This is a genomic window from Ralstonia sp. SA306, assembly GCF_054792405.1.
Genome location: NZ_CP096451.1, coordinates 303,537 through 325,062 on the forward strand (window position 1 = coordinate 303,537; position 21,526 = coordinate 325,062).

Sequence of the window (21,526 nt, forward strand, 5' to 3'; positions counted from 1 at the left end):
CGATGGGAAGCCGCGCATTACGGAGCGCAGTGCAGGGTCGGCTTGTTGGCCGGCGGCTGGCCGGGTTGATCCGGCTGAGCGGCGCCGGGGCCTGTGCTCAGCGTGCCGTCGTTCGAATCGCCGCCGCAGGCCGACAACGACAAGGTGGCGGCGCACAGCAGCACGGCGGCCAGCCAGTGCGGCCGCGCGAGAGGGTTGATGAAAGGCTTCATGAGCTGTCTCGTTCGGGTTGGGGGAGGGGATCAGGGGTTCAGCGTCGACAGCGGCTGGTGCGAGCCGTTGATCGTCTTGAGTTCGTCCAGCGTCAGCCGGCGTGTCCACATGGCGAGGTCGTCGTAGGCCATCACGCCCTTGAGCGAGCCCGGGTTGTTGGGCACGTAGTTGTGCGTGGCGTCGTCGTTCAGGCCCCAGACCTTGGTGGCCAGGCCATTGAGCTTGGTGACGTCGGTATTGGCGATGGCCTTGTCTTCCACCTTCTGCACGCCCAGCACCGGGTCAAGGATGTAAGCGCTGAAAAGCTTGGCCTGCGCATCGACCGACAGGGCGAGGTAGGCCCACTGGTTGGCGCTGAACTTCATGCCCTGGATGTCGTCGCGCTTGCCGCCGCTGCCCAGGTTGAAGCGCACTTCGCAGCCGCCCCACAGGCCGATGGCGATGCCGGCATTGGAGCCGGAGTAGTAGTCCTTGTTGGCGAGGATGGGCTCGCCAGTGCCGTTGCCTTGCGTGCAGTCCGACTTGAACCAGAAGCCAATCGTGAACTGCGGGCTCTGCGCGATGTCGGCGCCGTTCTGGGTGAGCTTGTAGGCGTCGATGCGCGAATCGACCGAAAGCGCCGTACCGCCAAAGGGGTCGGTTACCGCAGAACCGCCGTCGGTGCCTGCCACCCACGGGCCGATCGTCGAACTGGCTTTACGGTCAGTCGGCGGCAGCGGATCGAAGCTGTAGTACGCGGCCAGGCCGTTGGTGAGCGACGTCGCCAGCGGCGTCGGTGCAACGTAGGCGATCTGCGCAAGCATCGACACCGGCACGTTGTTGCGCACCAGCGTGTAGTTGATGCGGTAGATGCCGCTTGCGGTGGCGATGTTGCTGTCGGTGTACTGCGTGGCCGTGGTGGGTAGCGTGGCGACCTGCTTGCCGTCGCGCAGCACGGTGATGGGGCCGCTCGCTGACGTCGGGTTCTGCCAGTTCAGCACCAGCGATGCGCTGTACGCACCCACGGTGCTCTGGAGGTTGCGCACGCCGATGGTGCTGGCGGTGAGCGCTGCGCCATCCAACTTGTGGGCGGTCGCCGGCACGGCGGCGTTCAATTGCGCCAGCACGGTCGGCACGATGTCAGCCTCGCTCGGCAGGGCCGCGAGCGCGGCTTCCGACGTGGGCGCGGCCATGCCGTTCTTACCGAGCACCGGATTGACGCTTTTGTTCAGCGCGATGAAGGCGGTGCGGTTTTCAAGCGTCGGCGCCGACGTGGTGGCGCCTGTGGCGTCCAGGCCGTGGCTGGTGGTCACGACGACAAGCCAGTCTTCGTTCGGGTTGGCGGTGCGGCGCTGGGCGATGGCAGCCTGCAGCGTGCCCAGCGCCTGATCGACGTTGGCCAGTGCGGCCGCGTACGCGTCGCTCTGCACGCCGGAAGCCAGCGCGGCCGCAGCCGGCGCGGTGTATTGCGCGAAGACGACGTCGTAGCCCGACTGCACCAGCTTCACGCTGTTCTGCGTCACGCAGGTGTCCACCTGGGCGCAGTCGACGAGCGCGTCGAGATTGCCGCCTTGCTGATCCGCCTTGAGCAGCGCCGGCAGTACGGCCGAGCTGACGGCAGCGCCCAGGCGTTGCGTGGTGCCGGCCGCCTTGGCGGCGCTGCGCGCATAGCTGAAGACACTCGGGGCGGCCAGGGTGGTGACGGTGTCGTCCGTCACGCTGTGGCGGTTCTGCCAGGTGCCGGTCAGCACGGTGGCCCAGCTTGGCGTGTCCAGCGGCGCCTGGGCGGTGGTGGTACCCAGCGTGCCGCCCGTCGAAGCCGGCATCACCGCCAGGGTGCCCAGGTTCGGCAAGCTGCGCTGCAGGAGCGCGCTCTGCACCTGCGCATAGGTGGCACCGTCTACGCCGACCACCAGCACTTTCTTGCTGGCGCTGGTGGTCGGGGCGTCCGTGTTGCCCTGGTTGGCGATGGGGCTGCTGTCGCCGCCGCCGCATGCGGTCAAGGTGGTCGCCAGCGTGGCGGCCACCGTCGTGCCCAGCGCAGCCGTCAGCAGGCGGCGGGCGGGTTGATTCCAGTCCATGTCGATTTCCTCGGTCGTTGTGTGCGGCGCTCGGTGTCCCACCGCTGTGATTGCGCTCCCTGCAATGCGACCGAAGCGTAGGGTTGGGGCCTGTCGCTCAAGTGACAGCCGCGGCAAGAATGCTGATGCGGCTATTCGGATTTCTTGAGCGGGGGGAATGTCCAGGAGGGCGCGGAGCGCAGCACGTCTGCACCAGTGCTGTGCGCGGCACACATGCCCCTACCGTGGATGAGGTGACGTCTATTGAACTTGCGACGTCGATAGAAAGAATTATTCTGAAGAGGCGGTCATTGCGACGCCGCACGCCAGTCCCGCCGACCCGTTGTGCTGCCTGGGATGGCGGGTTTGCGGCACTGCATTTGGGTTGAGAAAACCCCCCTTCGCCGCCATCTGTCAAGACTGGTCTTGTTTGATCGATCCACTATACTTAGGGCCAATCCCGGGGTAACACACTAGATATAGTGGTGACTTTCCGGGATTCTTATTTCGGCGCCACGCGGGGGCGGGCGTACGGCGGGTCAAGCCGACGCTTGGGAGCTGAGAAAAGGCAAGGGTCTTTTCCGTCTCATTTCTCCGCGTAGCGCGAGGGTTCGCCAACGGGTCACCCGCTCGGCGAGCCAATAAAAAACGAACGGTTCAACAGGAGTCCACATGCAGACGGCCCAATCCGAAATCCACTCCGGCACCGCCAACCCCTCGCAATTTGCGCAAAGCGCTGGCGGCACGGCCGTGGCCACCGGCATCGCTTCCGGCGTCAACCTTGCCGACTACAAGATCATTCGCCGCAACGGCGCCGTGGTCAGCTTCGAGCCTTCGAAGATCGCCGTGGCCATGACCAAGGCCTTCCTCGCCGTGAATGGCGGGCAGGGCGCTGCTTCCGCGCGTGTGCGCGAGCTGGTCGACCAACAAACGCAGAACGTCGTGCGCGCACTGCTGCGCAGCCGCCCGAACGGCGGTACGTTCCATATCGAAGACGTGCAGGACCAAGTGGAATTGGCCCTGATGCGCTCGGGCGAGCACGACGTTGCCCGCGCCTACGTGCTGTATCGCGAGCGCCGCGCCCAGGAGCGCGCGCAAGCCGGCGAAACCCAGCAGCAACCGGCCTTCATCGGCCTGAACGTGACCGACGGCGGCATCTCCCGCCCGCTGGACATGGCGGCGCTGCGCAACGTGATCGTCTCGGCCTGCGAAGGCCTGGGCGAAGCGGTGGACCCGGAGCCGATCCTCAAGGAAACGGTCAAGAACCTGTATGAAGGCGTGCCGATGACGCAGGTGTACGACTCGGCCATCCTGGCCTCGCGTACCCTGATCGAAAAGGACCCGGCGTACAGCCAGGTCACGGCGCGTATCCTGATGCACACGATCCGCCGCGAAATCCTCGGCGAAGAAGTCACGCAAGCGGAAATGAGCACGCGTTACGTCGACTACTTCCCGCAGTTCATCAAGCGCGGCATCAACGCCGAGCTGCTCGACGACAAGCTGGCGCAGTTCGACCTGGCCCGCCTGGGTGCGGCGCTGGACGCCTCGCGCGACTTCCAGTTCAACTACCTCGGCCTGCAGACGCTGTACGACCGCTATTTCCTGCACATCAACGAAACCCGCATCGAGATGCCGCAGGCATTCTTCATGCGCGTGGCGATGGGCCTGGCGCTGAACGAAATCGACCGCGAAGCCCGCGCCATCGAGTTCTACCAGCTGCTGTCGTCGTTCGACTTCATGTCGAGCACGCCGACGCTGTTCAACTCGGGCACGCGCCGCTCGCAGCTGTCGTCGTGCTACCTGACCACCGTGTCGGATGATCTGGACGGCATTTACGAGGCGCTGAAGGAAAACGCGCTGCTGTCGAAGTTCGCAGGCGGCCTGGGCAACGACTGGACCAACGTGCGTGCACTCGGTTCGCACATCAAGGGCACCAACGGCAAGTCGCAAGGCGTGGTGCCGTTCCTGAAGGTGGTCAACGACACGGCCGTGGCCGTGAACCAGGGCGGCAAGCGCAAGGGCGCTGTCTGCGCGTATCTGGAAACGTGGCACCTGGACATCGAAGAATTCCTGGAACTGCGCAAGAACACCGGCGACGACCGCCGCCGCACGCACGACATGAACACGGCGAACTGGATTCCCGACCTGTTCATGAAGCGTGTGATGGAAGGTGGCGAGTGGACGCTGTTCTCGCCGTCTACCTGCCCGGACCTGCACGACAAGGTCGGCAAGGCATTCGAGCAGGCCTACCTGGCTTATGAAGACAAGGTCGCGCGCGGCGAGATCAAGCTCTTCAAGAAGATGCCGGCGCTGCAACTGTGGCGCAAGATGCTGGGCATGCTGTTCGAAACCGGCCACCCGTGGATCACGTTCAAGGATCCGTGCAACATCCGCAGCCCGCAGCAGCACGTGGGTGTGGTGCACAGCTCCAACCTGTGCACGGAAATCACGCTGAACACCAACGACAGCGAAATCGCCGTGTGCAACCTGGGTTCGGTCAACCTGGTCGCTCACCTGATCAAGCAAGCGGACGGCAGCGTGGTGCTCGATCACGAGAAGCTGAAGAAGACCGTGCGCACGGCCATGCGCATGCTCGACAACGTGATCGACATCAACTACTACGCGGTCAAGAAGGCGCGTGACTCCAACCTGCGCCACCGTCCGGTCGGCATGGGCATCATGGGCTTCCAGGACGCGCTGCATGTGCTGCGTGTGCCTTACGCCAGCGATGCAGCGGTGCAGTTTGCCGACACTTCGATGGAAGCCGTGTGCTACTACGCCTACCTGGCGTCGACCGAACTGGCTGAAGAGCGTGGCCGCTACAGCAGCTACAAGGGCTCGCTGTGGGATCGCGGCATCCTGCCGCAAGACTCCCTCAAGCTGCTGGCCGAAGAGCGCGGCGGCTATCTGGAAACGGATATGTCGTCGACGATGGACTGGGACAGCCTGCGCGGCCGCATCAAGCAGTACGGCATGCGCAACTCGAACTGCGTGGCGATCGCCCCGACGGCAACGATCTCCAACATCATCGGCGTGTCGGCCTGTATCGAGCCGACGTACCAGAACCTGTACGTCAAGTCGAACCTGTCGGGTGAGTTCACGGTGGTCAACGACTACCTGGTGCGCGACCTGAAGGCACGCGGTCTGTGGGACGAAGTGATGGTCGCCGACCTGAAGTACTTCGACGGCTCGCTGGCCCGCATCGACCGCATCCCGCAAGACCTGCGCGACCTGTACGCAACGGCTTTCGAAGTGGAGCCGCAATGGCTGGTGGAAGCTGCCTCGCGTCGCCAGAAGTGGATCGACCAGGCACAGTCGCTGAACATCTATATGGCCGGCGCCTCGGGCAAGAAGCTGGACGACACGTACAAGCTGGCCTGGCTGCGTGGCTTGAAGACCACGTATTACCTGCGCACGATCGGCGCCACGCACGTCGAGAAGTCGACCGTGTCGCGCGGCACGCTGAATGCGGTGTCGTCGGGTAGCGATGTGGGTGGTCATTCGGCAACCGGGGCTGCAGGTGCATCCGGCGTGAATTCGGCCGCACCGACCAGCGCACTGGACGCCGCTGCTGCCACCGCGCAGGCCATGCCGGAAGCTGAAGGCGCCGTGTGCACGATGCGCCCCGGCGACCCCGGTTTCGAGGAATGCGAAGCCTGCCAATAAGTCAAAACAGTGTCTGAGGTTGCTCCCGCGCAAGCGGGGGCGCCGTGACCTGAACGACACTGGACTCGCGCTCCAAAAGAGCGGGAGCGACGAGCAAAGAATTAGGAGAAACACACATGCTGAGCTGGGACGACGACGTCAAACCTGCCGCACAACCTCCGGCTGCACCGCAGCCGGTGTATCAACCGCAGCCGCAACTGCAAACGGCCACCGCTGACCAGGGCGGCGTGCTGCCTCCGTCGGCCACCGCTGCCGCCGGCACGGGCATCCTCGGTAACAATCCGAACGCCGCTGCCGCACAGAGCAACCGCCGTGTGAACGCCGCCGACAAGCGCGTCATCAACGGCGCCACCGACGTCAACCAGCTGGTGCCGTTCAAGTACAAGTGGGCCTGGGAAAAGTACCTCGCCGGTTGCGCGAACCACTGGATGCCGCAGGAAATCAACATGTCGCGCGACATCGCGACGTGGAAAGACCCGAACGGCCTGACCGAAGACGAGCGCCGCATCATCAAGCGCAACCTGGGCTTCTTCGTGACGGCTGACTCGCTGGCCGCCAACAACATCGTGCTGGGCACGTACCGCCAGATCACCGCGCCGGAATGCCGCCAGTACCTGCTGCGCCAGGCGTTTGAAGAGGCAATCCACACGCACGCGTATCAGTACATCGTTGAGTCGCTGGGCCTGAACGAGGCAGAGATCTTCAACGCGTACCACGAGGTGCAGTCGATCCGTGACAAGGACGAGTTCCTGATCCCGTTCATCGACACGCTGACCGATCCGTCGTTCAAGACCGGCACGCCCGAGAACGATCAGAAGCTGCTGAAGTCGCTCATCGTCTTCGCCTGCATCATGGAAGGCCTGTTCTTCTACGTCGGCTTCACGCAGATCCTGGCGATGGGCCGTCAGAACAAAATGACCGGCGCTGCGGAGCAGTACCAGTACATCCTGCGCGACGAGTCGCTGCACTGCAATTTCGGTATCGACCTGATCAACCAGATCAAGCTGGAGAACCCGCACCTGTGGACGGCCGAGTTCAAGGCCGAGATCACGGAGCTGTTCAAGAAGGCGGTCGACCTGGAATACCGCTACGCAGAAGACACCATGCCGCGCGGCGTGCTGGGCCTGAACGCACCGATGTTCAAGGGCTACCTGCGCTTCATTTGCAACCGTCGCTGCCAGCAGATCGGCCTGGACGCGCTGTTCCCGAACGAAGAAAACCCGTTCCCGTGGATGAGCGAGATGATCGACCTGAAGAAGGAGCGCAACTTCTTCGAGACGCGCGTGATCGAGTACCAGACCGGCGGTGCGCTGTCTTGGGAGTGATCTGAGCCAACGGCTCGACACTCGGCTCGACCCGGCATCAACGTAGACAGGCGACGCACCATGCGTCGCCTGTTTGCGTTTTGGGGCGGTCGATTCACGTTTGTGCGGTTGCGCCGCGCCTGTTGGGCATGGCACGCTGCGGCTACCACTGCCCCCGGGATTCCCGCCATGACGGTCGAAGCTTTCTTCTCGCAGACCTACGATGAAGCGCGCGGCAAGTTCCTCGCCGCCGCGCAGACGCGCGGGCTCCGCATCGAGCGTCATCTGCATCCGGATGTGGCGGGGCCGTCCGGCGAGCAGCTCTCCATCGACACCGCGCTGCTTGCGCCGGCACAGGCGCAAACGCTGCTGATCGTCACCTCCGGCGTCCATGGTGTGGAGGGGTTCTGCGGCTCCGGCTGCCAGACCGGCCTGCTGCAAGACGAAGAACTATTCGCGCGGCTGGCGGCAGCCAACGTAGCGCTGCTGCTGGTGCACGCGGTCAATCCGTACGGGTTTGCACACTTGCGGCGCGTGAATGAAGACAACGTTGACCTGAACCGCAACAGCGTCGACTTTGCCGAAGCCGCTTCTGCCAACCCGGCCTATCTCGAAGTCGATCCACTTTTGCTGCCGCGCACGTGGCCGCCCAGCCAGGCGGATCAGGCAGCGCTGCAGCACTACATGGTGACGCGCGGCGAGAAGGCCCTGCAAGACGCCGCAACGAGCGGCCAATACCGCGTGCCGGACGGCATGTTCTACGGCGGCAGCGCGCCGTGCTGGAGCACGCTGCAGATGCGCGGGATCGTGTCGCGGCATGCGGCCGGCATGTCGCGCCTGGTGTGGATCGACCTGCATACCGGGCTCGGCCACTACGGCCACGGTGAGAAAATCTTCAACAGCCCCGACGCTGCGGAACTGGAGCGCGCCATGCGCACCTGGGGCGCCGATGTTCGACCGATTGCGGCAGCGGGTTCGGTCTCATCGGTCGTCAAGGGTGATCTGGTCGGCATCGCATACGAACTGCTGCCCAGCATCGAGAAGACCTGCGTGACGCTGGAGTTCGGCACGCTCGCACCGCTGGCGGTGCTGCAGGCGCTGCGTGCCGATCATTGGCTGCATCGCCATCCGGAGCAGGGCGCCGCGCAGCGCACCGGCATTCGTCAGGCGCTGCGTGATGCGTTTTATTGCGACGCGCCGGAATGGAAGGGGATGGTCTACGCGCAGACGCGCATGGCTGTTCTGCAAGCGCTGGTGCGGTTTTCCGGCTAAACGACGTCAGGCGACGCCGGCAGGATCAGGGGAAGGCTTAGGTGCCCGCACCGTCAGCGCACACCCCGCTGACGCAGCGATGATGGCCAGAATTGCCACCCATTGGCGCCCGGTCAGCTGCTCGTGCAGCACGATTGCCCCCGCCAGCGCGCCGATGGCGGGCTCCAGGCTCAGCAACACGGAAAACGTCTTGCCCGGCAGGTGCTTGAGCGCCACCATCTCCAGCGAATACGGGATCGCGCTGGACAGCAGCCCGATGCCCAGTCCAGCCAGAATGAGCGAGGGCGCAAGCAGTGCCGACCCTGCCTGCGCCACCCCAAACGGAATCGCAAACAGCGCACCGACCAGCATGCCGATCGACGTAGCCTGGCCCGCATGCAGGCCGCCGAGGTTCTTGCCGGTCAGGATGTAGAGCGCCCAGCACACGCCGGCGGCCAGCGCATACATCGCGCCCAGGTGGTCAACCTGGCCGACCGACTTGTCGGCCACCGTCAGCATGAGCAAGCCGACCACCGCCAGCCCGATCCACACGAAATCCAGAGCGCGGCGCGACAGCAGCACGGCCAGCACCAGCGGCCCCGTGAATTCGATGGCGATCGCAATGCCGATCGGCAACCGCTGCAGCGACAGGTAGAACAGCAGGTTCATGCTCGCTAGCGTGATGCCGTACAGGGCGATGCGGCCGGCATCTGCGCGGCTCAGGTGCAGGCGCCACGGCCGCCAGAACGCCAGCAGGATCACCGCGCCAATCGTCACGCGGTACGTGACCGTGCCCGCAGCGCCCAGTACCGGAAACAGCGTCTTGGCAAATGAGTTACCGAGGCACACAGAGGCCATCGAACCCATCAGTGCAAGGATGGGCATCCAGGGGGAGGCTGTTGTCGTGGAAGCGGCGGAGGCGGGAGCAGCGGAAGGCATGGGCGACAGCGGAGGGGCGGCAGGAAGCGCAGCAGCGCAACGCCACAGCATAGCCGCGCACCACCGAGAAATCGTTGCGTTCTCTGCGGCGCGGGCGTCGCTTTTTATCGAATTGGCGTGCCTACAGGGCGGCTGCGCTGGGGCGGATCACGTCGATCAGCAACACGCGCAGGCCTTCGCGTTCGCCATCGGGGCGCGGGGTCACGCCGCGCTGCGGGCGCGGCGCTGCGAGCGGTGCGGGGTCTTCGGCGCTCATGCCGAAGACGGCCAGTCTGGACGCCGCAATGCGCTGCAGCGTGCCGCGCACGCCGGGCACGTCGAGGTCTTCCGGGTCGAAGCCGGTGGTGGCTGTCCAGTCGTCGCGGGCGATGTCCTGCAGGCCGTTGGCCATCTCGAACTGCAACGACGCGCCAAAACCCTTCTGCAACGAATGCGAGCCCAGCAGGTATTCCGCCGTCAGGAAGCCGCGCAGTCGCGTCCAGAACGCCAGCGAGCTGATATTGCCGCTCTTGAGCGCGTGGCTCGGGGCGACTTCCCAGCTGTGATCGAGCAGTCTGTTGATGAGGCGGCCCCAGGTCGGCACATCAGTGCCCGCGGAGCAATCCTCGCCGGGGCCTTCCGGGCGTGCGAGCTGTCGCAGCAGCCCGGTAAACGAACCGGAACTGGGCCGTGCGCCAGCGGCTTGCGCGCCCGACGGCCAGCGCCATTGCAGCGGCGAAGCCGGCCGTGCGCCGGGCCATTGCGCGTACTGCTGCAGGCCAGTGCAGGGCGTCAGGTAGCGCCACTGGCGCTGGTCGCGGCCAACGCGGCGCAGCGGGTCCAGCTCGGCCGACAGGTCAAACTTGCCCAGGAAGGTTGCGTTGCGCGACTTGATCGGCGAACGCGCATAGACGTTGAAATCGGGCCAGCCTTCGTACAGGCTGATCTGCGGTAGCGCGTGGTGCTTGTCGAGCGCATCGTCGGGCTGATCGATGCGGCGGCTGGTAAGAAACAGCGCACGGCAATCGAGCGTCGGCACCGCGCCGCGCAGGCGCAGCAGCACGAGCAGATCGCCGAATTCCGCTGGGCGGGCTTCCGCGCGCGCCGGGTAGGCGTGCGGCTGTTCTTCGGGCCAGAAGGTGGTCAAGCGCAGGGCAGAACCCGGGAACGCACTGCGCAATCCTTGCCGGAGCAGGCGCAGGCCATCAGCGTGGCGCAGGATGCGCAGGACGGAAAGATCGTCGCGCAAGGCGGCATCGGGGTGGGGCGCGCGGCCGCCGTGCTCTGCGGCCAGCGCAAAGCGCCACAGCGCGGTGTCGCTGGCCAGATCCTGTGCAGCGACATCACGCACGGCACTGGAGCGGCCGCCGGACATCGGCTCATGGGCGTCGCCGGCAGTGTCTCCTGCTGCGGCATAGGCGCTGGTGGTCGACCCGGCAATCGCGCTAAAAGGGCCACTGAATGGCGGCCGGTTGCGCTCGGGCATGGCTATTCCAACATGGTTTTATCGATTCTCTGGCGCGCAGCATAGCACCATGCGACACACCAGAGAACGGCGCGGCGCCCCTCCCCTCGTTGGGGAATCGGGCGTGAAGTCTCGGCGATCAGGCGGTGCGGAACGACGCCACCGCGTCCCGCAGCACCTGTGCCTGTTCTTCCAGCGATAGCGCAGCGGCCGCAGCCTGCTCGACCAGCGCGGCGTTCTGCTGCGTCACCTCATCCATCTGGTTCACGGCCTGGTTTACCTGCTCGATGCCGGAGCTTTGTTCTTCGGAGGCCGAACTGATCTCGCCCATGATGTCGGTCACGCGCTTGACCGCGATCACCACCTCGTCGATCACGCTGCCCGCTTCGGCCACCAGCGTGGTGCCGTTTTCTACGCGGCCGACCGAATCGCCGATGAGTTCCTTGATCTCCTTGGCCGCCCCAGCCGAGCGCTGCGCCAGGTTGCGCACCTCTCCGGCCACCACGGCAAAGCCGCGGCCCTGTTCGCCGGCACGCGCGGCCTCGACCGCGGCATTGAGCGCCAGGATATTCGTCTGGAACGCGATGCCTTCGATTACGCCGATGATGTCGGCAATCTTCTTGCTGCTTTCGTTGATGCCCGCCATGGTGTCGATCACGCGGCCGACCACCTCGCCGCCCTTGGTCGCGATGTCCGATGCGTTGACGGCCAACGTGCTCGCCTGGCGCGCGTTGTCAGCGTTCTGACGCACGATGCTCGTCAGTTCTTCCATGCTCGACGCGGTTTCCTCCAGCGACGAAGCCTGCTCTTCCGTGCGTTGCGACAGATCGGCATTGCCAGCTGCGATCTGCTTGGTGGCACTCGCGATCGAGTCCGCCGACGTCTTGATATGGCTGATGGTGCCGGTCAGTTGCTGCTGCATCTGCGCCATGGCGACCAGCATGCTGTCGCGGTCGCCGGTGTGGGTTTGCACGTGCACGGCCAGGTCCCCGCCGGCAATGCGGCGTGCGACCTCAGTGGCGTAGCTGGGCTCACCGCCCAGCCCGCGCTGCACGTTGCGGATGATGAGCGACATGGCCAGCGACACCGCGCCGCCCACCAGCAGAATGACGAGCAGGTTGGCGATGAGCGAGTGGCGATACGCCGCATCCACTTCCTGCAGAAAGACGGCGCTAGAAATGTTCCAGTCCCACGGCGCGAAGTGCTTCACATAGCCGATCTTCGGCAATGCGGTCTCGCTGCCGGGCAAGCGGCCCTGGTATTCGGCAAAGCCGAAGCCCTTGTCTTTGGCGGCGTTGACGATGGTCGGGTAGACCGGTTTGCCGGTCGGGTCCTTGAAGCCTGCGGTGCTCTTGCCGACCATGTCGGCCAGCGTCGGGTGCATCAGCAGGATGAACTGCGAATCGACCACGAACAGGTAGCCGGTGGAGCCAAAGCGCATCGAGGCGAGCGTCGACAACGCGGCTTTCTTGGCATCGGCCTCGCTCATGGCACCCGATTGTGCGCGGCCGTGATACAGCTTGGCGACGCCTTCGGCGGCGTCCACCAGGTTCTGCAGCCCGACCTTACGTTCGTCGAGCATGGTCGCGCGGGTCTCCATCGCGCTCCAGATGCCAACGCCGATCAGCCCCAGCCACATCAGGGCCAGCGCGAGGCGCAGCTTTGCTTTGAGTGTCCACTGTCGCATGTCGCGTTTTCTCCACTTATTGTTTGACGACTCCGCAACGGTGTAACGGCGATCGAGTTGTCTTCTTTAGTGGAGATACCGTGCGCGCAGTGTGCGGATTTCCGCAAAAAGAAGGCGCCGGCTTGCACCGGCGCCCGAAGAGACGGTGCCCATCCACAAGGAGGGGCACCGCCGCGCGTTGGGAGGTTTCGCTATCAGTGGGCGATCATTGCTCGCGAATCCACGTTTGCGTACGGCCCAGCAGGCTGATGCCCAGGAAGCCGCGCACATTCAGTTTCTGACCGTCTTCCGACAGCGACATCTTGGCGCTGTAGACCTTGCCGTTTTCCGGGTCCAGGATCTGACCGCCATCCCAGTTGTTGTTGCCGTCCGCCTTCAGACCCGTGAGGATCGTCAGGCCCTTGATCGGCTGGTCCTTGCGGTCGTCCGTGCACTTGGTGCAGGTCTTGTTCTCGTCGCCGGGTACCAGGATCTTGCTGACCTTGCCCGAGAACGTGCCGCCGTTATCGACGATCGTCACCTCGCCTTTCTGTTTGCCTGTGTTGTCGTCGATGGTCTTCCAGGTGCCGGCGGGGCTGACTTGCGCGAAAGCGCTGCCGGCTGCCAGTGCGAGGGCCAGTGCGCCAGCCAGGCGCGCGAGAGAGTGGGGGGTATGTTTCATTGTGGAGTCTCCTTGTTGTCAGTCAAAAAAATCGGTGAGGGCTGATCGATGATGTCGGCGCAGGGATCAATGCGCGCTCAACGCACCGGTCAGGGGTGACAGCGGATTGCTGCCGGAGGTGCCGGCGGCGTTCGTGACGCCACCCAGCGCATTCGTGATTGGGGCGAGCGGGTTGCTGCTGCCGGCTGCGCCGCTCAGTGCGCTCGTTACCGGCGCCAGCGGATTGCTGCCACCGCCGAGGCCGCCACCGAGCGCGCCCGTGATCGGCGCCAGCGGATTCGTCGAACCGCTGCTGCTGCCGTTGACCAGGCCACCGGCGCTGGCTACCGTGCCGCCGACGGCGCCGACCACACCGCCAACGTCTGCCGTGAGCGGGTTGCCGCCGGCCGCGCCGACTTGCGCCCCCCCGCTCTGCAGGCCGCCGCCGACCGTGTTGAGTGCACCGGCCAGCGGGCCACCGAGCATGGTCGTGCTGCCGACCGTCTGCGTGCCCTTCACCACCTGCGACGACAGCGGCACGATCGCGTTGCTGGTCTGCTGCGTGACCTGCTGGACCGGGCCGCTCGACGTGGCGATGGTGGCCAGGCCGCCCGCACCTTGCAGCACTTGCCCGAGCGCCGACACACCGCTGCCCACCGGCGAAGTCACCGGATTCAGCGGCGCCAGCGGGCTGCCAGCGGCACCTAGATCCGAGATGGTCTGCCCTGCGTTGCCTGCCGTCACCCCGGCGGAGCGGATCACGTCACCCGAGCTCTGCACCGTGGTGCCGACCGGGTCGGGCGTCGAGCCGATCTTGCCGAGCCCGTTGCTGATGCCCGCACCCAACGTCTGGACCGTATTGCCAGTGGAGGTGACCGTCGCGCCAAGATCCTTCTGCGCTGCCGTGCCGCCGATGACGGGCACCGACGCCGTGCTGATCGTCGTGCCAAGGTCGCTGACGGTCTTGCCCGTCTGAGTGACCACGTTGCCGCCGCTGCTGGCCACGTTGCCGACCGGCACAGCGCCCGGATTGTTGTTGGCCGACGATGAGGGCGTCGTATCACCGTTCGGGTTGCCGCCCGAAGCGCAACCGGCCAGTGTCAGCACGGCTACGGCAGCTGCTGCCAGTAGGGTGCGCGACGCCGAAACGGCGGACAACGAAGCGGAAGAAGAAGTGTGGAGCGGGTTCTGAATCTTCATGGTGAGTCTCCTTGTAAGCGCGGCCCGTACCGCGTGTCACCGCCGGGTCAGAAGAACGCGCATCTGGCGTCCAGCGGGTAGCATCCGCCTGCGTTTGCTGTCGAATGCAAAGAAAGTTCTACAGAGCAGTGGCTAGTGATGCACGCCGGATGTCACACCCGACAGCACACCGCCAACCAACCCGCCCACCGTTGTACCAACGCTGCCCAATCCGCCCAGCGGACCGGTCGCGGCCGTACCACCACTGCTGACCGCGCCGACCGAACCAAGCGCACTGACACCAGGCAAGCCCGCCGTCAGCGAACCGACTGCCGTCGTGACCGGCGCCAGAGCACCACCGAGTGCACCGGTTAGCGCACTACCCGGCGCACCACCCGCGGCAGATGGCGTCGCCGGCGAAACCATCGTCGACAACCCGGTGGTGAGCGAACCGAGCGCACCGACCGTGTTGCCCAACGTCGACACCAGCGCATCCCCCTTGCCGGCCGTCGTGATCGTGCTGCCCTCGCTGCCTAGCGCACTGCCGAGCGTCGCCAGTACGTTGCTCACCGGCGCTCCAAGGCCGGTGGCGGCGCCCAGCGTTTGTGTGGTCGAAGTCAGCGTGCTGGTGAGCGGCACGATGGCGGTGATGGTGGCGGTCGTCACCTGCTCGACGGGGCCGGTCAGCGTCGCGATGGGCGTGCTGCCGGTCGATCCGGTGCTACCCGTTGCATTGCTGCCGTTGTCGTTCGACCACGTGGGCGAGGTCGATGCCGCGATCGCAGGCTTTGATTGCGAATCGCTGCCGCCGCCCAGCGACGTACCCATGTCGCCGCTGCCCGAATTCGCGCAGCCGGCCAACACGACGAGCGATGCCGTCGCCAGCACGCACTGCTGGAACACTCCGCGCTTCGGCGGATTCGATTTCGACAAGAACGCTTGATCGCGCATCTTGTGCCTCCACTACTCAGAACAGAACGCTTGTGTTGGACCCCTTCTGTCTTGCGCTCTTTGCTCGTCGGGTTTGTCTTCGCCAGGCTGTGGCGTTGGCGACGACCTCCCTGTCTTGTCACGTGCCACGCGCGAGGCCCGTGCCACACCGCCCGATCGATGCCGTGCTGATGTGGTGAGCGGATCGTGAAGTGAAACCGAATGGCATGACAATCAGCGTCAACCTGACACCCAAATATGCGGTTGCAGCAATTCACGCACTTGATTTCGAATGAAACGACACTGGAAGCCAATCTTCGGGTAGAAAAGCCGCAACAAAAATCGCCTGTGGATCGCCGTAGAACAATCCTTCTATCGTCGTAAAACAGCCTCGTTTCAAACGCAGTTGCGTGAACTTTTCAGCGGTTGCTGAGCAGGGTTTTCCCGCGATCGACGATTGGTTTTGCGCAGCGCATGTCGCGATCGCGCGGTCGCGCTCGCCAGCAGTTCGGCGTCGTCACGCTTGGGCGCGGGTGTCGCATGCATTGGCACCAACATCGCATGCGTCGATGCGATTCGCGCTCACGCACGCATCGATGTGTCGACCCTATCGCCAACACCTCGCGCATCGGATGCGCGGCACGCGACTTGCGGTACCTGCATGCACGCTGTTGACCATCGCAATCGCATCGACTTCGCGCGGCGCGCATCGACGGTGTTCGAGATGCGTGTCAGCAGTGTCGTCGACACGTTGAACACGTCGATGCGCATGTGTCGACTGCATCGATTGCGTGTGTATCGACGTGTTGAGCGCGAAAAATTCGCACGCGTTGTCGCATCTACGCATCGGTTTTTTCGATACGCATCGCGCAGCTCGCACGTCGGTGCGCACGACGATGCCGAATGCGCGCAAGGCGCGTGCGTGTGTTCACGATGCACACGCGCACAACATCGCGTGTTGCTGTAAACCGGCATGACCACTGGGTTTGCGGGGCGCGTGTGTCAACGTGGAGCAACGCCGTAACGTGATGTCACGACGCAAGAAAATGCGCCTTCGCGAGATCGATCTGCGTGCATGCGCGAATCGAATCGCAGCGACGCACAGACGCAGCGCAATCCTTCACCAAAACTCACCGCGCTTTTTGCATAAATCTCTTAACATCACCGCGCAAACGAATTATGATTCGCCTTGACAAGACGTTGACTTCGATGCAAGGAAGCTTCGCGCGATCAACGACGATGAAGTTCCAAGCGGCAAGTGAAAGGTAGTCGAGGAGCGTAACCACTTTGATGCACGCCACGCCGACAGGGCTGTTCGAACTCGGTGCCGTCTCTGCGATCCCCCCGTTGGGATGGGCGTACTACCCCCAAAAGAAAACGCGCGCTCTCCAGTTTTTCGCTGTCTGCAAAGTCACGCTGCACGCGGCTTTGCGGTCCACGCAGCGATTCGCGCAAGATCAGATTTCGACCGGTGTGGCCACGATGCCCCGGTCCTCTCAATTGATGAAGACTCGCCGGATGCAATCTGTCTGGCCGACTGCGGTTACGCCTGTGTGCGCAATCGAGGCGTGTAACTTGCTGCGTGTTTCCGCCGCGCAAGTCGCAGATCTTCCTACCGAATTCATTAGCGTGCGACTGCCGTTTGGTGGTGCGCCGATGAATCGCTCGCTCGGTTGGTCTGGCGATGCCAATGCATCGTGGGATCGGACCGGTCGGGTTGCTCAATCTCGATAGTTCGATACCCAATCTTGAAGGAGTTTCCCATGGCAACTGCTGCTAAGAAGAAACCGGCCGCCAAGGCCCCGGCCAAGAAGGCCGCTGCGAAGAAGGCTCCGGCCGCCAAGAAGGCTGCTGCAAAGAAGGCTGCTCCGGCCGCAAAGAAGGCCCCGGCCAAGAAGGTTGCAGCTAAGAAGGTCGCTGCCAAGAAGGCACCCGCCAAGAAGGCCGCAGTGAAAAAGGTTGCAGCCAAGAAGGCTCCGGCCAAGAAAGCTGCAGTGAAGAAGGTTGCAGCCAAGAAGGCCCCGGCCAAGAAAGCTGCAGTGAAGAAGGTTGCAGCCAAGAAGGCTCCGGCCAAGAAAGCTGCAGTGAAGAAGGTTGCAGCCAAGAAGGCTCCGGCTGCGAAGAAGGCTGCTGCTAAGCCTGCTGCGAAGAAGGCTGCCGCCAAGAAGGCCCCGGCTGCGAAGAAGGCTGCTGCCAAGCCTGCTGCGAAGAAGGCCCCCGCGAAGAAGGCTGTCGCCAAGCCCGCTGCTGCTCCGGCCGCTGCACCTGCTGCACCCGCTGCCAAGACCGCGCTGAATCCGGCTGCGGCATGGCCGTTCCCGACCGGCAACCGTCCGTAAGTCATTCTTACGACGGTGATCCTCCGGGACCACAGCGGCGCGCAAGTCGCGCCCACCTGATCGGATACTGCGTATCCGGTCCGCAAGACCTCAGTGTCTTGCACCGCCCGCCGATCGGCTCACGCCTCGGCGGGCTTTTTCTTGCCCCGAGCATCGCGCATACGTTTCTCGCAGGCAAAAAAACACCGCACCGGCGCGATGCCGATGCGGTGTTTCCGATAAAGCCCTCGGCCTATCGGCCGAGCGTTGTCGATCAGTGCGTGACGCGCGTCACGCCACCCGATGAGAGCAGACGCACGCGCTCCCCAGGGCGGAAGGCCTCGTCGGCGTCTTGCGTGATCGCGCGGTACTCGCCGTTGTCGAGCTTGACCGTGATTTCCAGGCCCGGACGCTTGTTCATCTGACCCTCGAGCGCGCTGCCTGCAACGCCACCGAGAATCGCACCGAGCACACCCGCCGCCACCGAGCCGTTGCCGCGCCCGATGGCTGCTGCCGAACCGATGCCGCCGATCGCGCCGCCGGCAATGGTGCCAACGCCGGTCTGTTCACGGTCGATCACGACATTGCGCACGGAATCTACCGTACCGAAGCGCACGGTCTGCTCGCGCTGCGCCTGACCCGAGGTGTAAGCGCTGTTGGAGTTGGTGCCCATGGCGCAGCCTTGCAGGCCAAGGGCGGCGACCAGCAGAGTCGCGGCGCCGATGCGATAGATGGGTTGCATGTTGATTCCTTATTGATACCGGTACCCGAAAGCGGATTCAAAGCGCCGCGCAATTTCGTCGACGGGCAGGCCGTGATTCTGCGGGCCTTGGCAAGCGATCTTGAGTGAGCCCATCAGGCTGGCGAGGCGGCCGGTGGTGTCCCAATCCAGGCCGTTCTCGATGCCGTAGAGCAGGCCGCCGCGGAACGCGTCGCCGCAACCGGTCGGGTCGACCACACGTTCGGCCGGCACGGCCGGAATAGTGTACTGCTTGCCGCCGGCGTAAATCTCCGCCCCTTCTTCCCCGCGCGTGACGATGTAAGCCTCGACGCGCTGCGCAAGTTCTGCCGCACTGTAGCCCGTGCGTGACAGCATGACCTGCGCTTCGTAGTCATTGACCACCACGTAGCTGGCGAGTTCAACGAAGTGGCGGAGGTCAGCGCCGTCAAACAGCGGCATTGCCTGGCCCAGATCAAAGATGAACGGCACGCCGGATTCGGCAAATTGCTTCGCGTGGTGGAGCATGCCTTCGCGGCTGTCGGGGCCAACGAGGCCGAGCCTGGCTGGCAGCGCATTCTTGACCGAATTGATGCTCGAATGGCTCATCGCGCCTGGGTGAAACGCGGTGATCTGGTTGTTGTCTCGGTCGGTCGTGATCATCGCTTGCGCGGTGAACGTGTCCGGAACCTCCGTGACATGCGCTGTCGAGATACCGAGCTTCTGCAGATAGTCCAGATACGGGCCTGCATCCTGGCCGACCGTGCCCATGATGATGGGGTCGCCGCCGAGCATCTTCAGCGTGAAGGCGATGTTGCCTGCGCAGCCACCGAACTCCCGGCGCATGGTCGGCACCAGAAAGGAAACGTTCAGGATGTGAATCTTGTCGGGCAGGATGTGTTCGCGGAAGTGTCCGTCGAACGTCATGATGGTGTCGTAGGCAACCGAGCCGCAGATCACGCTGGCCATATTGAAGCACTCCAGATATGACACGGCCGCCCAGTGGACGGCCGTGTGATGAACGAGAGACCGGAAGCCGGTCTCCATGCAATCAGTTCAGCTTACTTCAGCGCAGCCAGGGCAGCGTCGTAGTTCGGCTCGTCCTTGATTTCGGGCACGAGTTGCGAGTACAGGACGTTGTCGTTGGCGTCGAGCACAACCACGGCACGCGCAGTCACGCCAGCCAGCGGGCCCGACGTGATGTCGACGCCGTAGGCTTGCTTGAAACCCTTGTCGCGGAAGGTCGACAGCGGCTTCACATTGGCGATGCCTTCGGTGGTGCAGAAGCGGCCGGCCGCGAACGGCAGGTCAGCAGAGATGGAGAGCACGACGGTGTTATCCAGCTTGGCAGCGGCTTCGTTGAACTTGCGCGTGGAGGTGGCGCACACCGGGGTGTCCAGGCTCGGCACGATGTTCAAGACCTTGCGCTTGCCGGCAAAGTCAGCGAGCGAGACGTCTTTCAGGTCTGCGCCGACCAGCGTGAATGCCGGAGCCTTCGAGCCTGCGGTCGGGAATTGGCCGCCGACTTCGATCGGGTTGCCGCCAAGGGTCACGTTTGCCATGGTGTTACTCCTTCCTTTGATACATGTTGGGGAAAAGCCGCTAACAAGACCCTTCTGGCCTCTGCGTCGGCACGCCGGGCCGGCAGGGTCTTGTTAGCGGCTCTAAGCCAGGGGTGAAGATTCAGGGGTAAAAAATCAGGACCCGGTAGTTGGCCGTCGGGCGCTGGGATTGGAATCGTACCCGAATCGGTAATTCGGCGCGGGCGGGCAGCCCTGACTTGCTGTATGCACTGTCGGTCGGGTTCAGGTAGTCGGTGGGCAGCAGCGCGCGGCGCGAGAGCAGTTGGTCTTGCAGGTCCGTTGTTACCAGCTCGATGGCCGGCAGGGCGATGGGGCCGCCGGCGCGGTTGCGCAACGTAGCCGTCAGTACGTACTGGTCGGATGCATCGCCTTCTTGCCGCTGCAGTTGCGAGGATTCGATCTGCAATGCATCGAGATCACGCGGCGGCGCGATCGTGCAGCGCAGTGGCTGGCACAGGGCTTCCAACATCGGGCGTGTGGAGGGCACGCGGCGCGCGATCTCGGCGCGCGCCAGGAAGAGCATCTGCGCCACCGCCAGCACCGTCAGCAAGCCGATCGCGATGCGCGCGAGGGCACGGCGTCCGGTGGTTTTGCGTGCCTGCTCGCGGGCCTGCGCGGCACGCAGAAAATCCAGCGTCGCGGCAGAGACACCATGATTCGGCCCACGCGCCTTGCGCGGACGTGGAGCACCGGTCAGCGTGCGCTGCGGTGCCGGACCGGTCGGCTCGGCTTGCGTGCGACGTGCTTGACCATGGCGGCGCGGCACCGGCGCAAAAAGCGTGTGCGGATCGGTTTCGTGGCGCATCCAGACCGAATCGTGCTTCTCCGCCTCGGGCTTCGGGGATGCGACGGCTGCCGGCGTGGACGGTGCCGCTGCCGGAGGTGCCGGGGGCGCGATGGCCGGCTCTACCGGCAGGTCTGCCGACGGCTGCTTGGGCACGGCGGCGGCGAACGCGTCTTCCTCGTCGTCGAGGTCGCGGATGGGAGGCAGACCGTGGAATGGATCGGCGGGATCGGCGGTTGCGGCGGGCGGTTCGGGTTGCGGTGCCTGCTGTGCGGGCTCGGCGGCAAGCTCGGCAGCGTGCTCGATTGGCGCCTCGTCCGGTAGCGGGCGCGTGTCCGGCGCAGTCGATTGCACGTCGGGCGCGGGTGTTGCGCCTTCAACTTCCCCCAGATGCACTTCGGCGATGCCTTCTTCTGGAACGTCTTCTTCCCAGATCAGCGTCATGCCGAAGCCGTGATCGTCCTCTGCTGCAGGCGGCGCCGCGGGCGTTTCCGGTTCAGCGGTGGCGGGCGTTGAGAGCGGCGCTATGCGCGCGGCGTGTTCCGGCGATTGCTGTGGCTGCGGTGCTTCGGCGGTCGGCGCCGCAGGCGTGAGCACGGCGCCAAGCTCGATCAGGTGATCGCGGCCATCGAAGACGTGATTGCAGCGGCCGCAACGGACGAGCCCGCCGCGCAGCCGAAGCTGATCGGCGACAACGCGGAATGCGGTTTGGCAGTTGGGACAGCGGGCGGCCAAACGTGGCGCAGCTTGTGGCGCAGTTGCCATGCGGGACGAGGAGAAAAATGCCGACCGCGCGAGTATTGCAGACAGCGGCGCCAGCGTCGACCTTTG

General features: G+C 64.6%; 17 protein-coding genes. 4 read left to right on the top strand and 13 right to left on the bottom strand.

The window, feature by feature from the left end; all coding sequences use genetic code 11:
• Window positions 1-17 precede the first annotated feature (17 nt).
• Both M1D44_RS01470 and M1D44_RS01475 read right to left on the bottom strand, forming a co-directional pair.
• Window positions 18-212 (bottom strand): hypothetical protein, encoded by a 195-nt coding sequence (locus tag M1D44_RS01470; protein WP_316684746.1) that lies wholly within the window; start codon window positions 210-212, stop codon window positions 18-20.
• 30 nt (window positions 213-242) lie between these two features.
• Entirely contained in the window at window positions 243-2,273 is a 2,031-nt protein-coding gene (locus tag M1D44_RS01475; RefSeq protein ID WP_316854210.1) for an alkaline phosphatase family protein, read from the bottom strand.
• 651 nt (window positions 2,274-2,924) lie between these two features.
• Between M1D44_RS01475 and M1D44_RS01480 the strand changes: the two genes are divergently transcribed.
• The 3 genes from M1D44_RS01480 to M1D44_RS01490 all read left to right on the top strand — a co-directional run bounded on the left by M1D44_RS01480 (window position 2,925) and on the right by M1D44_RS01490 (window position 8,494).
• Window positions 2,925-5,918, top strand: coding sequence for a ribonucleoside-diphosphate reductase subunit alpha (locus M1D44_RS01480; protein WP_316684744.1), 2,994 nt, complete (start codon window positions 2,925-2,927; stop codon window positions 5,916-5,918).
• Window positions 5,919-6,034: 116 nt separating this feature from the next.
• Entirely contained in the window at window positions 6,035-7,243 is a 1,209-nt protein-coding gene (locus tag M1D44_RS01485) for a ribonucleotide-diphosphate reductase subunit beta (RefSeq protein WP_024979143.1), read from the top strand.
• A gap of 168 nt (window positions 7,244-7,411) precedes the next feature.
• Window positions 7,412-8,494, top strand: a complete 1,083-nt coding sequence (locus M1D44_RS01490; protein ID WP_316854211.1) for a M14 family metallopeptidase — start codon at window positions 7,412-7,414, stop codon at window positions 8,492-8,494.
• A gap of 6 nt (window positions 8,495-8,500) precedes the next feature.
• Here M1D44_RS01490 and M1D44_RS01495 read toward each other — a convergent pair whose 3' ends face one another.
• The 7 genes from M1D44_RS01495 to M1D44_RS01525 form a co-directional block, all read right to left on the bottom strand.
• Window positions 8,501-9,412, bottom strand: a complete 912-nt coding sequence (locus tag M1D44_RS01495) for an EamA family transporter (protein WP_024979141.1) — start codon at window positions 9,410-9,412, stop codon at window positions 8,501-8,503.
• Window positions 9,413-9,533: 121 nt separating this feature from the next.
• Window positions 9,534-10,877: a hypothetical protein gene (locus M1D44_RS01500; RefSeq protein WP_024979140.1), complete on the bottom strand. Its 1,344-nt coding sequence runs from the start codon at window positions 10,875-10,877 to the stop codon at window positions 9,534-9,536.
• A gap of 118 nt (window positions 10,878-10,995) precedes the next feature.
• Window positions 10,996-12,543 (bottom strand): methyl-accepting chemotaxis protein, encoded by a 1,548-nt coding sequence (locus M1D44_RS01505; protein WP_024979139.1) that lies wholly within the window; start codon window positions 12,541-12,543, stop codon window positions 10,996-10,998.
• Window positions 12,544-12,748: 205 nt separating this feature from the next.
• Window positions 12,749-13,204 carry a DUF2147 domain-containing protein gene (locus M1D44_RS01510; protein WP_024979138.1) on the bottom strand — a complete coding sequence of 152 codons (456 nt, stop codon included), beginning with the start codon at window positions 13,202-13,204 and terminating at the stop codon, window positions 12,749-12,751.
• Between the two features lie 66 nt (window positions 13,205-13,270).
• Entirely contained in the window at window positions 13,271-14,383 is a 1,113-nt protein-coding gene (locus M1D44_RS01515; protein WP_316854213.1) for a collagen-like triple helix repeat-containing protein, read from the bottom strand.
• A 132-nt stretch (window positions 14,384-14,515) separates the two neighbouring features.
• On the bottom strand, window positions 14,516-15,313 hold the full coding sequence (locus M1D44_RS01520) for a collagen-like triple helix repeat-containing protein (protein ID WP_316854214.1): 798 nt from the start codon (window positions 15,311-15,313) through the stop codon (window positions 14,516-14,518).
• A gap of 561 nt (window positions 15,314-15,874) precedes the next feature.
• The gene (locus M1D44_RS01525) at window positions 15,875-16,063 is read right to left on the bottom strand and encodes a hypothetical protein (protein ID WP_112183628.1); all 189 of its coding nucleotides are present in this window, start codon (window positions 16,061-16,063) and stop codon (window positions 15,875-15,877) included.
• 992 nt (window positions 16,064-17,055) lie between these two features.
• On the opposite strand from M1D44_RS01525, the gene M1D44_RS01530 reads away from it, so the two are divergent.
• Complete coding sequence (locus tag M1D44_RS01530; protein WP_004632965.1) at window positions 17,056-17,631, top strand: histone H1-like DNA-binding protein; 576 nt, start codon at window positions 17,056-17,058, stop codon at window positions 17,629-17,631.
• 253 nt (window positions 17,632-17,884) lie between these two features.
• Here the strand turns inward: M1D44_RS01530 and M1D44_RS01535 are convergent, their stop codons facing one another.
• The 4 genes from M1D44_RS01535 to M1D44_RS01550 all read right to left on the bottom strand — a co-directional run bounded on the left by M1D44_RS01535 (window position 17,885) and on the right by M1D44_RS01550 (window position 21,460).
• Window positions 17,885-18,352 carry an outer membrane lipoprotein gene (locus M1D44_RS01535; RefSeq protein ID WP_316854215.1) on the bottom strand — a complete coding sequence of 156 codons (468 nt, stop codon included), beginning with the start codon at window positions 18,350-18,352 and terminating at the stop codon, window positions 17,885-17,887.
• 9 nt (window positions 18,353-18,361) lie between these two features.
• Window positions 18,362-19,297 carry a carbohydrate kinase family protein gene (locus M1D44_RS01540; RefSeq protein ID WP_316684811.1) on the bottom strand — a complete coding sequence of 312 codons (936 nt, stop codon included), beginning with the start codon at window positions 19,295-19,297 and terminating at the stop codon, window positions 18,362-18,364.
• 92 nt (window positions 19,298-19,389) lie between these two features.
• A complete protein-coding gene (tpx, locus tag M1D44_RS01545; RefSeq protein WP_024979133.1) occupies window positions 19,390-19,890 on the bottom strand; it encodes a thiol peroxidase in 501 nt (166 codons plus the stop codon).
• A gap of 121 nt (window positions 19,891-20,011) precedes the next feature.
• Entirely contained in the window at window positions 20,012-21,460 is a 1,449-nt protein-coding gene (locus M1D44_RS01550) for a DUF3426 domain-containing protein (RefSeq protein ID WP_316854216.1), read from the bottom strand.
• Window positions 21,461-21,526: the final 66 nt, after the last annotated feature.

What these genes read in the sequence shown, in the direction of transcription:
- M1D44_RS01485 (WP_024979143.1), top strand. Translation starts at nt 6,035, where the DNA reads ATGCTGAGCTGGGACGACGACGTCAAACCTGCCGCACAACCTCCGGCT.
- M1D44_RS01480 (WP_316684744.1), top strand. Translation starts at nt 2,925, where the DNA reads ATGCAGACGGCCCAATCCGAAATCCACTCCGGCACCGCCAACCCCTCG.
- M1D44_RS01495 (WP_024979141.1), bottom strand. Translation starts at nt 9,412, where the DNA reads ATGCCTTCCGCTGCTCCCGCCTCCGCCGCTTCCACGACAACAGCCTCC.
- M1D44_RS01475 (WP_316854210.1), bottom strand. Translation starts at nt 2,273, where the DNA reads ATGGACTGGAATCAACCCGCCCGCCGCCTGCTGACGGCTGCGCTGGGC.
- M1D44_RS01515 (WP_316854213.1), bottom strand. Translation starts at nt 14,383, where the DNA reads ATGAAGATTCAGAACCCGCTCCACACTTCTTCTTCCGCTTCGTTGTCC.
- M1D44_RS01520 (WP_316854214.1), bottom strand. Translation starts at nt 15,313, where the DNA reads ATGCGCGATCAAGCGTTCTTGTCGAAATCGAATCCGCCGAAGCGCGGA.
- M1D44_RS01535 (WP_316854215.1), bottom strand. Translation starts at nt 18,352, where the DNA reads ATGCAACCCATCTATCGCATCGGCGCCGCGACTCTGCTGGTCGCCGCC.
- M1D44_RS01510 (WP_024979138.1), bottom strand. Translation starts at nt 13,204, where the DNA reads ATGAAACATACCCCCCACTCTCTCGCGCGCCTGGCTGGCGCACTGGCC.
- M1D44_RS01490 (WP_316854211.1), top strand. Translation starts at nt 7,412, where the DNA reads ATGACGGTCGAAGCTTTCTTCTCGCAGACCTACGATGAAGCGCGCGGC.
- tpx (WP_024979133.1), bottom strand. Translation starts at nt 19,890, where the DNA reads ATGGCAAACGTGACCCTTGGCGGCAACCCGATCGAAGTCGGCGGCCAA.
- M1D44_RS01530 (WP_004632965.1), top strand. Translation starts at nt 17,056, where the DNA reads ATGGCAACTGCTGCTAAGAAGAAACCGGCCGCCAAGGCCCCGGCCAAG.
- M1D44_RS01540 (WP_316684811.1), bottom strand. Translation starts at nt 19,297, where the DNA reads ATGGCCAGCGTGATCTGCGGCTCGGTTGCCTACGACACCATCATGACG.
- M1D44_RS01550 (WP_316854216.1), bottom strand. Translation starts at nt 21,460, where the DNA reads ATGGCAACTGCGCCACAAGCTGCGCCACGTTTGGCCGCCCGCTGTCCC.
- M1D44_RS01470 (WP_316684746.1), bottom strand. Translation starts at nt 212, where the DNA reads ATGAAGCCTTTCATCAACCCTCTCGCGCGGCCGCACTGGCTGGCCGCC.
- M1D44_RS01525 (WP_112183628.1), bottom strand. Translation starts at nt 16,063, where the DNA reads ATGCGCATCGACGTGTTCAACGTGTCGACGACACTGCTGACACGCATC.
- M1D44_RS01500 (WP_024979140.1), bottom strand. Translation starts at nt 10,877, where the DNA reads ATGCCCGAGCGCAACCGGCCGCCATTCAGTGGCCCTTTTAGCGCGATT.
- M1D44_RS01505 (WP_024979139.1), bottom strand. Translation starts at nt 12,543, where the DNA reads ATGCGACAGTGGACACTCAAAGCAAAGCTGCGCCTCGCGCTGGCCCTG.